The organism is Gemmatimonadaceae bacterium, from assembly GCA_020851035.1.
In the GTDB taxonomy this organism is placed as follows: domain Bacteria; phylum Gemmatimonadota; class Gemmatimonadetes; order Gemmatimonadales; family Gemmatimonadaceae; genus JACMLX01.
The window spans coordinates 211071-225012 of sequence record JADZDM010000025.1 but is presented as its reverse complement, the minus strand read 5'-3'; the positions used below and the strand labels follow the sequence as shown (position 1 = coordinate 225012).

The 13942-nt window shown below is 71.1% G+C and carries 12 protein-coding genes and 1 tRNA gene; 10 read left to right on the top strand and 3 right to left on the bottom strand.

The genetic code is table 11. The annotated features are described in order from the left end of the window. Nucleotides 1-8 precede the first annotated feature (8 nt). From IT355_18320 to IT355_18275, 10 genes are all read left to right on the top strand, one after another. A complete protein-coding gene (locus IT355_18320) occupies nucleotides 9-1040 on the top strand; it encodes a flippase-like domain-containing protein (GenBank protein MCC7055235.1) in 1032 nt (343 codons plus the stop codon). Next, nucleotides 1033-1977, top strand: a complete 945-nt coding sequence (ispE, locus tag IT355_18315; protein MCC7055234.1) for a 4-(cytidine 5'-diphospho)-2-C-methyl-D-erythritol kinase — start codon at nucleotides 1033-1035, stop codon at nucleotides 1975-1977. Before IT355_18320 ends, ispE begins: the two co-directional genes overlap by 8 nt. Before the next feature lie 12 nt (nucleotides 1978-1989). Beyond that, nucleotides 1990-2060, top strand: a tRNA-Gln gene (locus tag IT355_18310). 25 nt (nucleotides 2061-2085) lie between these two features. Beyond that, a complete protein-coding gene (locus IT355_18305) occupies nucleotides 2086-3453 on the top strand; it encodes a VanZ family protein (GenBank protein ID MCC7055233.1) in 1368 nt (455 codons plus the stop codon). 73 nt (nucleotides 3454-3526) lie between these two features. Then, nucleotides 3527-4477 carry a ribose-phosphate pyrophosphokinase gene (locus IT355_18300; GenBank protein MCC7055232.1) on the top strand — a complete coding sequence of 317 codons (951 nt, stop codon included), beginning with the start codon at nucleotides 3527-3529 and terminating at the stop codon, nucleotides 4475-4477. Nucleotides 4478-4506: 29 nt separating this feature from the next. Beyond that, nucleotides 4507-5151, top strand: a complete 645-nt coding sequence (locus IT355_18295) for a 50S ribosomal protein L25/general stress protein Ctc (protein ID MCC7055231.1) — start codon at nucleotides 4507-4509, stop codon at nucleotides 5149-5151. A 66-nt stretch (nucleotides 5152-5217) separates the two neighbouring features. Further along, a complete protein-coding gene (locus tag IT355_18290) occupies nucleotides 5218-5808 on the top strand; it encodes an aminoacyl-tRNA hydrolase (GenBank protein ID MCC7055230.1) in 591 nt (196 codons plus the stop codon). A gap of 28 nt (nucleotides 5809-5836) precedes the next feature. Then, entirely contained in the window at nucleotides 5837-6937 is a 1101-nt protein-coding gene (gene ychF, locus IT355_18285) for a redox-regulated ATPase YchF (protein ID MCC7055229.1), read from the top strand. A gap of 252 nt (nucleotides 6938-7189) precedes the next feature. Next, a complete protein-coding gene (locus IT355_18280; protein MCC7055228.1) occupies nucleotides 7190-7609 on the top strand; it encodes a hypothetical protein in 420 nt (139 codons plus the stop codon). A 38-nt stretch (nucleotides 7610-7647) separates the two neighbouring features. After that, complete coding sequence (locus tag IT355_18275) at nucleotides 7648-8934, top strand: M20/M25/M40 family metallo-hydrolase (protein MCC7055227.1); 1287 nt, start codon at nucleotides 7648-7650, stop codon at nucleotides 8932-8934. Nucleotides 8935-9019: 85 nt separating this feature from the next. Here IT355_18275 and IT355_18270 read toward each other — a convergent pair whose 3' ends face one another. The 3 genes from IT355_18270 to IT355_18260 are packed head-to-tail and all read right to left on the bottom strand — an operon-like array spanning nucleotide 9020 to nucleotide 13862. Continuing rightward, the gene (locus IT355_18270) at nucleotides 9020-11377 is read right to left on the bottom strand and encodes a serine hydrolase (GenBank protein ID MCC7055226.1); all 2358 of its coding nucleotides are present in this window, start codon (nucleotides 11375-11377) and stop codon (nucleotides 9020-9022) included. Nucleotides 11378-11382: 5 nt separating this feature from the next. Beyond that, a complete protein-coding gene (locus tag IT355_18265) occupies nucleotides 11383-12093 on the bottom strand; it encodes a GntR family transcriptional regulator (GenBank protein MCC7055225.1) in 711 nt (236 codons plus the stop codon). After that, nucleotides 12090-13862: a D-aminoacylase gene (locus IT355_18260; GenBank protein ID MCC7055224.1), complete on the bottom strand. Its 1773-nt coding sequence runs from the start codon at nucleotides 13860-13862 to the stop codon at nucleotides 12090-12092. Before IT355_18260 ends, IT355_18265 begins: the two co-directional genes overlap by 4 nt. Nucleotides 13863-13942 lie beyond the last annotated feature (80 nt).

Below are 13942 nucleotides of genomic sequence, written 5' to 3'. Positions count from 1 at the left end.
CGCCCGGGATGACCCGCACCCGATGGCAGACCGCGATCGGGGCGCTGCTCACCCTGCTGTTGCTGGCGTGGACGCTCCGGGACGTGAAGCCCGATGAACTGCTCCGGCAGCTCCGCGGCGCGAATCTCGCGCTGCTCCTGCTCGCGCCGGTGGTGGCGACGGCGATCTTCCCCATGCGCGCGATGCGCTGGACGGTGCTGCTCGAGCCGATCGCACCGGGACTGCGGTTCCTCGATGCCTGGCGGGCCGTGGCCATCGGGATGATGATCAACAACGTGCTCCCCGCACGCGCCGGCGAGCTCGCGCGCGCCTACGCCATCACCCGCGAGGAGCCGCGCGTCTCGTTCACCAGTGCCCTCGCCTCGATCGCGCTCGACCGCGTGTTCGATGCGCTGGTGGTGTTCGCACTCATGTTCGGCGCGATGCTCGCGCCCGGCTTTCCCGACGGCGCCACCATCGCCGGGCGGCCCGCCACCGCGCTGGTCGGCACCTGGGGCGTGACGGTGCTGTTGGTGGCCTTCGCCGGCGCCACCATGGTGGCATTCCGCCCCGAAACGGTGCGGCGCCTCGCGGCCCGCCTCGTGCGCGCCATCCGGCCCGCGTGGGAGCCGCGCGTGGCGCGGTTCGTGGAGCACGCCACCGACGGCCTCGCGGTGCTCCGCAGCCCGTCGCGGTTCGCCCGCGTGGTGTTCTGGACGGTGCTGCACTGGCTCACCAACGCCCTCGCCTTCTGGATCGCGTTCCGCGCCGTCGGCATCACCGCGCCGTTCTCGGCCGCGCTCTTCCTGCAGGGCCTCATCTCCGTCGGCGTCGCGATCCCCTCCTCCCCCGGGTTCTTCGGGCCGTTCGAGGCGTTCGCGAAGGCGGGGCTGCAGATCTACGGCGTGCCGGTGACGCTCGCCGTGACCTGGGCGGTGGGCTTCCACCTGCTGTCGTTCATCCCGATCACCGCGCTCGGCGCCTTCTACTTCTCGCGGCTTGGCCTCAGCCTGCGCGAGATGCGCGCCACGGCGGCGCAGCCCTCCCCGGCCGATGCCTGACACCACCGCACGCTACGCCGAGGTCGAGGCCTGGGCCAAGGTGAACCTCGACCTGCGCATCCTCGCGCGCGAGGCGTCGGGGTACCACCAGCTCGAGACAGTCTTCCAGCGGATCTCGCTCGCCGACGACGTGAAGGTGCTGGTGCGCGAGGGCGAGGGCATCGCGATCCGCTGCACGCCGCCGGTGGACGTGCCCGACCACGAGAACCTCGCCTGCCGTGCCGCGGCCGCCTATCGCGCAGCGGCGGCGTGGCCCGCGCCTGGCCAGCGCATCGTGATCGCGATCACCAAGCGCATCCCCACCGGTGGCGGCCTGGGTGGCGGCAGCGCAGATGCCGGCGCGGTGCTTCGCGCGCTGAACGCGCTGAACCGCGAGCCGCTCGACACTGCGACGCTGCTCACGATCGCCGCCAGCCTCGGTGCCGACGTGCCGTTCCTGTCCACCGAGGCGGCCTGCACCCTGGCGTGGGGCCGCGGGGAGCGCCTGCTGCCGCTGGCACCACTCCCCGCGCGCACCGTGCACATGGCGACCTTCGACACCGGCGTCAACACCGCCCTCGCCTACCACGCGCTGGCCACTGCACGCAGTGACGGGCGCATCACGCCGCCGGGCGGCATGCTCCTCGGCGCCGGCACGCTGGATTCGTGGCACGCGCTGCAGCGCCATGCGCGGAACGATTTCGAGGGGCCGGTGTTCGCATTGCGGCCCGACATCGCGGCCGTGCACGCCGCGTGGTCTGCCGTCGCGCCGCAGGCACTCGTGCGGATGTCCGGCTCGGGGGCCACGGTCGTGGCCATCACCGATGTGCAGCCTGACGCGTACGCCGCCGTGGCCGCGACCTGGCCGGCGCGCGACGGCACGCGCTACCAGCGCGCGCAGACGCTGACTGCCGTCCCGCCGGTGCGCATCTTGTCGCCGCCGATCGGTTTCCGTTAGCCTTCGACCCGGTCCCCGATCGTCTAATGGCAGGACAGCGGCCTTTGGAGCCGTGAATCGTGGTTCGAATCCACGTCGGGGAATCCTCGTCCCAGCACACACACCTGCGTGATCACTGAGCGGGCGCCGCGGCGCACCACCGACATGCCCGCGCACCAGGCGCCGCGCCCCGGGCTCGACCTGGTGGCCATCGCCGTCCGCCACGCGACCGTGCTGCGCCTGGCGTATTTCGCGATCATCTGCACCGCGACGCTGATGCGCCTCGGCTTCGATCCGGACCCGGAGCGCGTGCTCGCGCGCCTGCGACGCGCGCTCGATCCGCAGATGAACTTCAAGAACGTCGTCGACGCGGTGCGCAACGTCGCCCTCTTCGCCGGCTGGGGCGTGACGTGGGTGCTGACGGCGCGCGCGCCCGCCACCCGGCGCGACCTCGCGATGGCCACGTTCCTCGGCATGCTCGCCAGCCTCACGGTGGAGTCGATGCAGCTCTTCTCGGCCAGTCGCGAGACGAGCGTGCTCGACGTGCTGACCAATACCCTCGGCTCGGTGGTGGGGGCGGCCGGCGTCTGGCTGATCGAGCGCCGGGCGACGACCGACATGCGGAGCGGGACCACGCTGGGGGTGCCGGGGTGGATGCCGGCATCGGCGCTGCTGGCCACCGCGGCCGGCCTCGCCTTCGCCCCGTCCAGCCGTCCGTCGCAGGTGCTCGGCTGGGCCGCCACGCCGATGCTCCGGATGGAGGCCGTGGCGCAGCAGTCGCCGCTGGTCGTGCCCTGGCTGGCCCTGCTCACCGACCTTGGCGCCTGGGGCCTGGCCGGCATCGCGGTGGCCGTGTCGATCAGTGACCGGACCGGTCGGGTGCGTCGGGCGCAACTCGCCGTCTGGCTGCTGATCGTCCCATTGCTGCTGGCCGGGGCGTACTACGGCCGGGCGATGGCCGGACTCCAGCGCGAGAGCCGAAGCCTCCCGGTGCAGGCCGTGGCGGTGAGCCTGGGCCTGCTGCTGGGCCTGGCACTGGTCGGGCGCTGGCGCCGTCGCTTCCCGGCCCGGAGCGACCGCGGGCTGCAGCTGGCGGTGGCGTGTGCGGTGGTCGGCGCCCTGATGTCATGGGTGCCGGCGGCCTGGGCAGTGCACCCCGATGGCGGCCCCGGGTTCACCTGGCGGCAGCTCGTGCCCCTGATGTCCCAGTTCAGCCGACAGGACATGTCGAGCGTCTTCCTGGTTCTGCAGAAGGCCGGGATCGGGGCGGCGCTCGGGGCATGCCTGGCGGCGCGGAAGCGGGCCGGGGCCCCGCAGCCGGGGGTCCGGGCGGCGGTGCTGGTCGCGATCGTCTACGAGGCCGGCCAGCTCGTGGTCCCGGGCCGCTTTCCCGACGTGACCGACATCATGATCACCAGTGCCGCGGCCGCCCTGGCGGCGGTCCGGGTGGCGCGCGCCTCGCAGGCCGCCCGCCAGTCGCCGGCCGAGCTGGTGTAGCGTCGCCGACGCCCAGTTTCACCGCAGCCTTGAATGGACGAGCCTCGGCAGGTAGGTTCTGAGGCTCTGCCATATGGACACGCTGCCGCTGGCGCCAGGCGCCAAGATCATTTCCGGGACCGCCAATCCGGCGCTGGCCGACGAGGTTGCACGCCATCTTGGCGTCGAACTCGCCCGGACCACGGCAACGCGTTTCAGTGACGGCGAGATCTTCGTCCGGATCGACGAGAACATCCGCGGGTCGGATCTCTTCATCATCCAGTCGACGAACCCGCCGGCGGACAACATCCTCGAGATGCTGCTGCTCATCGACGCCGCGCGTCGGGCGAGCGCGACCCGCATCACGTGTGTGCTGCCCTACTTCGGCTACGCGCGGCAGGACCGCAAGGACCAGCCGCGGGTGGCGATCGCGGCGAAGCTGATGGCGAACATGATCCAGACCGCCGGCGCCGACCGCGTGCTCGGCCTGGATTTCCACCAGCACCAGTTGCAGGGCTTCTTCGATGTGCCGGTCGATCACCTGTATGCGGCGCCCGTGCTCACGGCGCACTACCGGAAGAAAGGCCTGAAGGACCTGGTGGTGGTGGCGCCGGATGTCGGTGCCGCCAAGATGGCCCGCGGGTTCGCCAAGCGGCTCGACGCATCGCTCGCGATCGTCGACAAGCGGCGCCCGAAGGCGAACGTGGCCGAGGTGCTGAATGTCGTGGGGGACGTGGAGGGGCGTGACTGCCTCATCGCCGACGACATGATCGACACGGCCGGCACGATGACGGAGGCGGCCCGCGCGCTCAAGGCGCTCGGCGCCGCCGACATCTACGTGTGTGCGACCCATGCGTTGCTGAGCGGTCCTGCCAAGGAGCGCTTCGACGATGCACCGATCAAGGAGGTGACGGTGACCGACTCCGTCTTCATCCCCGAGACCCGCCGCCCGCGCCAGCTGAACGTGCTGTCGGTGGGCGAACTGCTGTCGAAGGCCATTCGATTCACCCACAGTGAGCAGTCCGTCAGCTCACTGTTTGACTGACGCGCTGCGCGTCCCGAGGAGTCCTGCCGATGTCCACTGCCACGCTCTCTGCCACCCTCCGCTCCGAGTCCGGGAAGGGCGCTGCCCGCGCGCTGCGTCGCGCCGGCTCCGTGCCGGCCGTCATCTACGGCCACAAGCGCGCGCCGATGTCCCTCTCCGTGCCGACCCGTGAGCTGGAGCGACTGCTCGAGCGCGTGGCCGCCGAGACCACCGTGGTGGAGCTCAGCATCGACGGCAAGGTCTCGCGCACCCTGATCCGCGAGATCCAGAAGCACCCGTTCAAGAAGCAGCTCGTCCACATCGACTTCCAGGAACTGGTCGCCGGTGAGAAGATCACGGTCAACGTGCCCCTCGTCCTCGTCGGCACCTCGATCGGCGTCCGCTCGTTCGGCGGCATCGTCGACCAGACGCTCCGCGAGCTCGAGGTCAGCGTCGACCCGTCGGCCATCCCGAACCACATCGACGTCGACATCTCGGCCCTGAACGTCGCGGACTCGATCCACGTGCGCGACCTCACCCTGCCCGCCGGCATCACGGTCCTCACCGACGCCGATGCCTCGGTCGTCGTAGTCGCCGCGCCGAAGGTCAGCGCCGCCGATGCCGCCGCCGAAGCCGCTGCGACCGCCGAGCCCGAAGTGCTCCGCGCGAAGAAGCCGGCCGACGACGCCAAGTAAGCCCCACCGTCCGACAGCGGGGCGCTCTGCGATCACTCGCATGGCGCCCCGCTCTCGTTTCCCCGCATGAAAGTCTTCCTCGGTCTCGGCAATCCCGGCAGGGAGTACGAGCGCACCCGGCACAACATCGGCTGGTGGGTGCTGGACCACCTCGCGCGCCGGTGGAACACCGACGGCTGGACGAAGGACGGCAAGGCGATGGTCGCCACCGCCCGCGTCGGCGACGAGGTCGTGAAGCTGGTCAAGCCGCAGACGTACATGAACCTCAGCGGCGAGGTCCTCAAGCCGTTCCTCACCCGGCCAGGCTGGGACCCGGCGGCAGACCTGCTGGTGCTCGTGGACGAGGTGGCCCTGCCCTTCGCCGCGATGCGCACGCGCCCCAGCGGCAGTGCCGGCGGGCACAACGGCCTCAAGTCGGTGCAGGCGCACGTGGGCTCCACCGGCTACCCGCGCCTCCGCATCGGCGTCGCCCCGCTCCATCCGCGCGCCAGCGTCGGCAACCTCTCCGACTTCGTGCTCGGCCAGTTCGGCCGTGAGGAGGCGGAGTTCATGGAGGCCGCACTGCCGCGCATCGGCGAGGCCTGCGAGTGCTGGGTCCGTGAGGGAATCACGGCCATGATGAATAAGTTCAACCCACCGCCGCCCACCGCGCCGTGAGCGTCCCTTCCCCTCTCCGATCCATCCTGTGCTGAAGCTCGGCATCGTCGGCCTCCCGAACGTCGGCAAGTCCACCCTGTTCAATGCCCTCACCGCCGCCAAGGCGGAGGCCGCGAACTACCCGTTCTGCACCGTCGAGCCGAACGTCGGCATGGTGGAGGTGCCCGACCCGCGCCTCGACGCGCTCGCCGTCGTCGTGCAGCCGAAGCGCACCGTGCCTGCGGTCGTGCAGTTCGTGGACATCGCCGGCCTGGTGAAGGGCGCCGCGCAGGGTGAGGGCCTGGGCAACAAGTTCCTCGCCAACATCCGCGAGACCGACGCCATCGTGCACGTCATCCGCTGCTTCGACGACGACGACATCACGCACGTGATGGGCGGCGTGGACCCGGTGCGCGACCGCGACGTGATCGACTTCGAGCTCTGCTTCGCCGACATCTCGAGCGTCGAGAAGCGCCTCGACAAGCAGCAGCGGATCGCGAAGAGCGGTGACAAGGACGCCATCGCCGAGCTGCCCGCGCTGCAGAAGGCCCTCGCCACGCTGCAGGCCGGCGTGCCGGTGCGCCGCGCGGGGCTGAGCAAGGAGGAACTCCTCCTGCTCGAGCCGCTGATGTTGCTCACCGTGAAGCCGGTGCTCTATGCCGCGAACGTGACCGACGACGAACTCGCGACCGGGCACGGCGCGCACGTCGACGCGCTGCGCGCCGCCATCGGCGCGTCGGACGAAGTGGCCGACGTGGTGCCCTTCTCGGCGCGCATCGAGGCCGAGCTGGCCGAGCTCGCGCCCGAGGAAAAGCAGGAGTTCCTGGCCTCGCTCGGCCTCGAGAGCGCGGGGCTCGATCGCCTCATCCACGCCGGCTATCACCTGCTCGGGCTGCAGACCTACTTCACCGCCGGCGAGCAGGAAGTGCGCGCGTGGACGATTCACCGCGGCGACACCGCCCCGAAGGCCGCCGCCGTGATCCACACCGACTTCGAGAAGGGCTTCATCCGCGCCGAGACCGCGGGGTTCGACGACTTCGTGCGCTTCAAGGGATGGAAGGGCGCGAAGGAGAACGGGGCGGTGCGATCGGAAGGCAAGGAGTACGTCGTGCACGACGGCGACGTGCTGCTGTTCCGCTTCAACGTCTGACGAACGCGGCACCACGGCCACGGACGGCACCACTGGGACTGGTACCGTGACCGGGGCGCGGCAATCGGATTGCCCGCCGCCCGGCCGCACCGTAGTCTTGGCCCGTCACACCCGATGCCGGCCCACCGCACCACGCGTGCGCGAGCCGGCATCCGTCCATCCCGGACCCGGCACCGGCCGGCCGCTGGCCCGCGCGCGCCAGGCAGGCTGCCGCACGCTCACCCCCCAGGGCACTCCATGACTCTGCTCGCGATGCTGCAAGACACCGCCGCTGCCGCCACGGCGGCACTGCCGTTCTTCCGGACGCTGCCGTTCTACAAGTATCTGCACCTGCTCGGCATGTTCCTCGCCATGACCTCGCTCGGCGGGATCGCGATCCACGCCGCGAATGGGGGCACCAAGGCCACCGCGCGCACCCGCGGCCTCACCGCCGGTGTTTTCGGACTGGGCATGTTGATCGTGATCGCCGGCGGATTCGGCCAGGCCGCCCGCCTTGGGGTGATGGCGAACGGGATCCCCGGGTGGCTCTGGGCGAAGATCGGCATCTGGGTGATCGTCGCGCTGCTCTCGATCCTGCCGTATCGTATCCCGGTACTGGCACGCCCGATCTACCTGCTCGTCCCGCTGCTCGGCGGCCTCGCCGCGTACCTCGCGATCTACCACGGTCTCTGAGGCCGGCGCCGGTCGTTCACCCCCTGCCCCTCACGCCCATGATCCGGAAGACCTGCCTCCCGCTGCTCCTCGCCACGGCGGCACAGGCGCAGGCCATCAGCATCCCGTCCGGCAATGCCGCGATCCGGAATGCGCTGGCCGCCATCCGGGCCGACAATGCATGGACGCTCGACCAGCAGACGTCCATTTGCCAGATCCCCGCGCCGCCGTTCAAGGAGGCTGTGCGTGCCGCCGAGTTCAAGCGACGCCTCGAGGCGCTTGGCATCGCGAACGTGCACATGGATGCGGAAGGCAACGTGATCGGCGAGCGGCCAGGCACGGGCACCGGGCCCACCGTCGTGCTCTCGGCACACCTCGACACGGTGTTTCCCGAGGGCACCGACGTGACGGTGAAGCGTGACAGCACCGAGGCGCGTGGCACCACGCTGTCCGGCGCCGGCATCGGTGACGACTGCCGCGGACTCGCCACCGTGCTGGCCGTGGTGAAGGGCCTCCGCGCCGCCAGCGTGCGCACGGCGGGCATGGTCTACGTCGTCGGCACCGTCGGCGAGGAAGGCCCGGGCAACCTCCGCGGCGTGCGGGCGCTGTTCAACGGCGAGTTGAAGGGCAAGATCGACTACTTCATCTCGGTGGACGGCACCGGATTCGGTGCCACCAGCGGCGCCGTCGGCAGCAACCGATACAAGGTCTCGTACCGCGGCCCGGGCGGGCACAGCTACGGCGCGTTCGGCATGCCCAATCCCATCCACGCGATGGGGCGCCTGATCGCGAAGATGTCGGAGTTCACCGTGCCGGCCACACCGAAGACCACGTTCAGCGCGAGCGTGGTGAGCGGCGGCACCTCGGTGAACAGCATCCCCGCGATCGGGGCGGTGGAGATCGACATGCGCTCCGAGAGTGCCGCGTCGCTGGCGGAGATCGATGCGAAGTTCAAGGCGGCCGTGCAGGCCGCACTGACCGAGGAGCGTGCGCGCTGGCCCAACAGCAAGGTGCCGCTCACGGTGACCATCGACACCATGGGCCTCCGCCCCGCCGGCGGCCAGCCGGACAGCGCGCGCGTCGTGCGCATCGCGGTGGCGGCGGGCAAGGTGCTCGGCTTCCCCGTCACGCCCGGCATCGGCAGCACCGACTCCAACGTGCCGATCGCGCTGGGCATCCCCGCCATCACGCTCAGCGCCGGCGGCCGCGGCCTGGACGCGCACTCCACGACCGAGACCTACGCCGACGGCCCGAACGGCTGGCTCGGCCCGCAGTACGTCGCACTCGTCGTCGCGACACTGTCCGGTGTGTCGTCGTCGTCCGGACGGCCGGCCATCATCCCGTAGCGTCATTCGAACGACCGCGTTCTGCGGGCCTCGACAACGCGGTTCGTGAACCCCTGTTCCGATCCGAGCACGACACCGATCCAGGCTACCGCGAAAGATCCTCGAACCGCGCATTGCCGATGCGGTACGACCGCCAGTCCTTGTAGTCGAAGTGCCACCACTCGGCCGCGAACACGCTGAATCCCTCGGCTTCCATCGCGGCCCGCAGGATCTCGCGCAGTGCCCGCTGGCGTGACGTCCCGCCTGGGTACTGCGGATACGAGCGGTCCGACATCTCGTCGTAGCCGCCGGTCATCATCACCGGCTCGCCGGTGCGCAGGTCGAACAGCGTCAGGTCCACGGCACACCCGCGGTTGTGCCGTGACCCCGACGCCGGATCCGCCACGAAGTCGTGCTTGTCCGGCGGCGTGCCGTCCCAGAACATCTTCGTCACGTACCACGGCCGGTACCCGTCGTGGATCAGCAGTCCGTAGCCCTGGCGCGCCAGCGCGCGATGCGCGCGCACCAGCGCCTCGGCGGCGGGCCGCTGCAGGAAGGCGCGCGCCTGGCTGTAGAACGGGGTGCTCATGAAGTTGCGGTCCGACGCGTAGCGGATGTCGAGCCGGATGGTGGAATCGAGCGCCACCAGCTCCGTCAGCGCCTGCGCGCGGAAGGTGCCCGTCTCGGACGGCGGCTGCACGGCGAGTGCCGCGGCCTGCAGTGCCGCCACCGGCTTCAGCGGCGTGAGGCGGAACACCCCGCCATCCTCGCCCACGATCGGGCGGCGTGCGAACTCCACGCCGGCCGCGCGCGCGGTGGTGCCGCGGCGTCGGGCATCCCGGGTGAACTCGATGCGCTCGCCGGCATACAGCCCCGAGTTCGGGAATGCGTACACATCGGGTGACACCTCGGTCAGCGGGTAGTCGAAGAACCACTCGATCAGGGCATGCAGCCGGCCCTCGCGCTCGAGGATGTAGAGCACGTTGTGGTCCCAGCCGTACTCCCCGACCAGTCCCGTCCAGTGCGCGGGCGGTGCGGGCGGCAGTGCGGCGGTGCGCGCGCGCCGCCGGAGCCGGCGGTCACCCAGGCGCATCTCGTCGCCGTCCAGCCACAGGCGGCGGCCGAACGAGAGCCCGTCGTCGGCGACCAGCGTGTCACCACGCCAGTGGCGCATGCCGAGCTGCATCTCCAGCATGCTGCCGGACACACTCGCCATCGTGTCACGCGCCACGATCGTGACCAGCGAGTCACCGTCCCCCCAGTCGCCACGCAGCCGCTCCAGCAGCGCCGGCGGCACGATCGTCGTCTGCATGATGGACGGCAGCGGAGTGCCGGCGCGGGCCGCGCGCATCAACCGCAGCGCCTCGCGCGCGATGCGCGCCGTGAGCGCGTTGACGCCGTCCTTCGCCGCACTCACGGCCACGCCGAGCTTCGCGTCCGGCATGGCCGTGAGCTGCGTGGCAAAGCCGTAGATCGCACCGCCGTGCTGGACGACGGGCTCGCCGTCCAGCTCCCCGATGCCGAAACCCAGCCCGGAGCCAACCGTCGCACCGGGCGGCGCGAACTGCGGCTCCCACATCCGCCGGAGGGTGCCGGCCTTCAGCAGCCGCCCGCGCGACGCGGCACCATCGCGGAACAGCATGCTGATGAAGCGCCCCAGGTCAGGCATGGTGGCGTACATGCTCCCCGCCGGTGCCATGCCGAGCTGGAAGGTCGGCGCCGCGAAGGGGCGGTCGTGGTAGTTCCACATCACGGCCTGCGGCACACGCGCCGACAGGGCCGCGGTCGGCCGGAACGCACTCGACTCCATGCCGAGCACGCGCAGCACCCGCCGCTGGAGGTAGTCGGCGAACGGCGTGCCGCTGTCGTGCTCCAGCACGTATCCCACGACCGCGATGGCGGCGTTGGAGTACTTGTGCAGCGTGCCGGGCGCGGCCACCAGCGAGGTGCCATTCAGGCTGGCGACCGTGGCAGCGAGGCTCGGCGCGGTGTCGTCGAAGTAGTGGCCCACCGGCGGCTCGCGTACGAGGCCGGCATGGTGCGACATCAGGTGACGCAGCGTGACCGGCGTGCCGAACGGATTCCGCGGCGTGAACCCGGGCAGGTAGCGCTGCACCGGCGCGTCGAGGTCCAGCCTGCCGGCGTCGACCTGCTGCATGACGGCGATGTCGGTGAAGAGCTTCGACACCGACCCCACGCGGTACACGGTCCGTGCGGTCGCGGGGCGGCGTGCGGCAGCATCCTCCATGCCGAACCCGCGTGACCAGACCACCTGCTGGTCATCCACCAGCGCAATCGAGAGCGCCGGGATTCCCTGCACCGCCATCTCGTGCTCGATGAACGCGCTGAGCGCGGTCGCCACGGGCGCATATCTGCCAGCGGCCGGGATCACGGCCGGGGACCGCTGCGCCGCCAGCACATCCACGCCGCACACCATCGCGACGAGCGCGCCAGCGCGCACCATGCGTCTCACCATTGCCCACGCTCGCCGACGGAGGAGATCACGCGCCCGAGCCGGTCGGCGGCGTTGCGCCAGTTGGCCTGCACGGCACGCTGGGCGGCATCGGCATCGCCGGCGCGGATAGCACGGATGATGGCCGCATGCTCCGCCACCGACGGCGCCAGCCCGCGCGACAGCAGGCTGACGTAGAGGCGCTCGTAGCGCTCGGCCTGCGGCTTCACCACGTCATGCAGGGCCCGCAGGCGCGGGCCGGCAGCCGCGGTCACGTAGGCGCGGTGGAACCGCTCATCCAGGTCGTAGAGCAGGTCGTGCCGTGGCACCTTCGCCCGGCTCGCCTTCCCGAGGCGATCGTTCAGTGCCGCCAGTGCGGTCGCGAGCCGCTCGCGGGGCCCGGCATCGAGCTGCGCCGCACAGCGCGCCGCGAGTCCCTCGATCTCGGCCACGATCGAGAACAGCTCCATCGCATCCTCTCGGGTGAGCGGCGCCACCATCGGGCGCGACTGCAGCAGCGACGGCGAGTCGACGATGTACCCTTCCTGCTGCAGCCGCTGCAGCGCGCCGCGCACCGGTGGGCGGCTGACCTGCAGCCGCGCCGCCACGTCGGTCTCCACGATGCGTGAGCCCGGCGCGAGCTGGCCGCGCACGATCCGCGCGCGCAGCGTCTGGTAGACCACCATCGGGCGCGCGCCGCGCGCCGCCGGCGCCGGCGAGGCCTTCATCGCGCCACCGCGGCAATGTGTCCGGGGCCCCGCACCACGCGGCCAGGCTTCGCCCCGGTGTGCTTTCCGTCACTCCAGACCCGCACCCCGTTCACGATCACCGTCGAGACGCCGGTGGAGAGCCGGTGCGGGTCGGTGTAGGTGGCGTTGTCGATGATGGTCGCCGGGTCGAAGACCACCACGTCGGCGAGGAAGCCCTCGCGCAACTGGCCGCGGTCGCGGATCGAGAGCCGGTTCGCCACCGCGGAGGTCATCTTGCGCACCGCCTCCTCCAGCGTCATCACCCGCCGCTCGCGCACGTAGTGCCCGAGGATGCGCGGGAAGGTGCCGTAGGAGCGCGGGTGGGCCAGGCCCTTCGCGGAGTCGGGATCGAGGCCGTCGGCATCGGTGCCGAACTTCATCCACGGCTGCCGCATCTGCATCTCCACGTTCGGCTCGGACATCATGAAGACCAGCATGCCGACACGCCCCTCGGTGCCAAGCAGCACGTCCACGATCGTGTTCGCCCAGTCGGTCCGGCGATCGGCGGCGATCTCGGCGAGTCGCTTGCCCTCGTACTGCTTCCAGTCGGGGTGCTCGAAGCCCGCGGTGACGATGCCCGCCGGCGTGGCGAGTGCGCAGAGGTTCTCCCAGCTGTTCCGCGGCGCCTGCATCTCGGCGATGATCTTCGCGCGGGTGGCAGGATCGCGCAGCCGGTCCAGCAGCTTGTCGCCCTCGGTGGCCCAGGGCGGCGTGCACGCCGAGAGCGAGGTGCCGCCGGCGGTGTACGGGTACATGTCGGCGGCGATGTCCTGGCCGGCCGCGCGCGCCGAGTCGATCTTCGCCACCGCCTGGGCGGCCTTCGGCCAGTTGCGCACGCCGCCGGCCTTCAGGTGGTAGATCTCGGTCGGCACCCCGCCCTCGCGGCCAATGCGCAGCACCTCGTCGATGGCCTCGAGGTAGCCATCGGCCTCGGAGCGCATGTGCGTGATGTAGACGCCGCCGAGCGGCGCCATCGCCTTGGCCATCTCCACCAGCTCGCCGGTGGTGGCGAAGTTGCCCGGCGGGTAGATCAGTGCACTGGCGATCCCGAAGGCACCGTCCTGCATCGCGTTGCGCGTGACGGCGCGCATGGTGTCGAGCTCCGCGGGTGACGGGTCACCGCGCGTGTAGCCCTTGGCGTACACGCGCACGGTGGCGGCCCCGAGGAACGAGCCCACGTTCACCGACGTGCCGTGTTGCTCCATCGCGTCCAGCCAGCGGCCGAAGCCGTGCGGGCCGGTGAAGGTGCCGTACGCCGTCGCGGCCAGCGAGTCGTCGCGCGAGCCGCGCTGCGACTCGAGCAGGGCGACCATCGCGGCGTTCAGCGGCGCCGGCGTGGTGCCCTCGCCGAGGATCTCGGTGGTGATGCCCTGCGAGACCTTGCCGACCACGCGGCCGTCACCGACGGTGAACTGGAAGACCGACTGCCCCTGGATGTCGATGAAGCCCGGCGCGACGACCTTGCCGGCCGCGTCGATGCGGGTGGTGGCCTGTGCACGGGCGAGGGCGCCGGCCGGTGCGATGGTGGCGATCCGGTCACCGCGGATGCCGACATCGCCGGCAAACCAGGCGTTGCCGGTGCCGTCGACGACGTGGCCGTTGCTGATCACGATGTCGTAGGATCCGGGCGCCGCGGCGGTGGTGCCGGCCGAGCCCCCCGCGACGGCGCCGCGGCCGCAGGCGGCGAGGACGATCGAGGCGGCGGCGGCGGTGAGGGCGGCCTTGCGCGGGCAGTGGCGGAGGCTCATGCTTGGGCGGGAAGATTGTATACAGTTTTGTGCGCACCTATCGCTACCGCGCCGCCGCCGCCACCGCAAGAGCCGCCCCC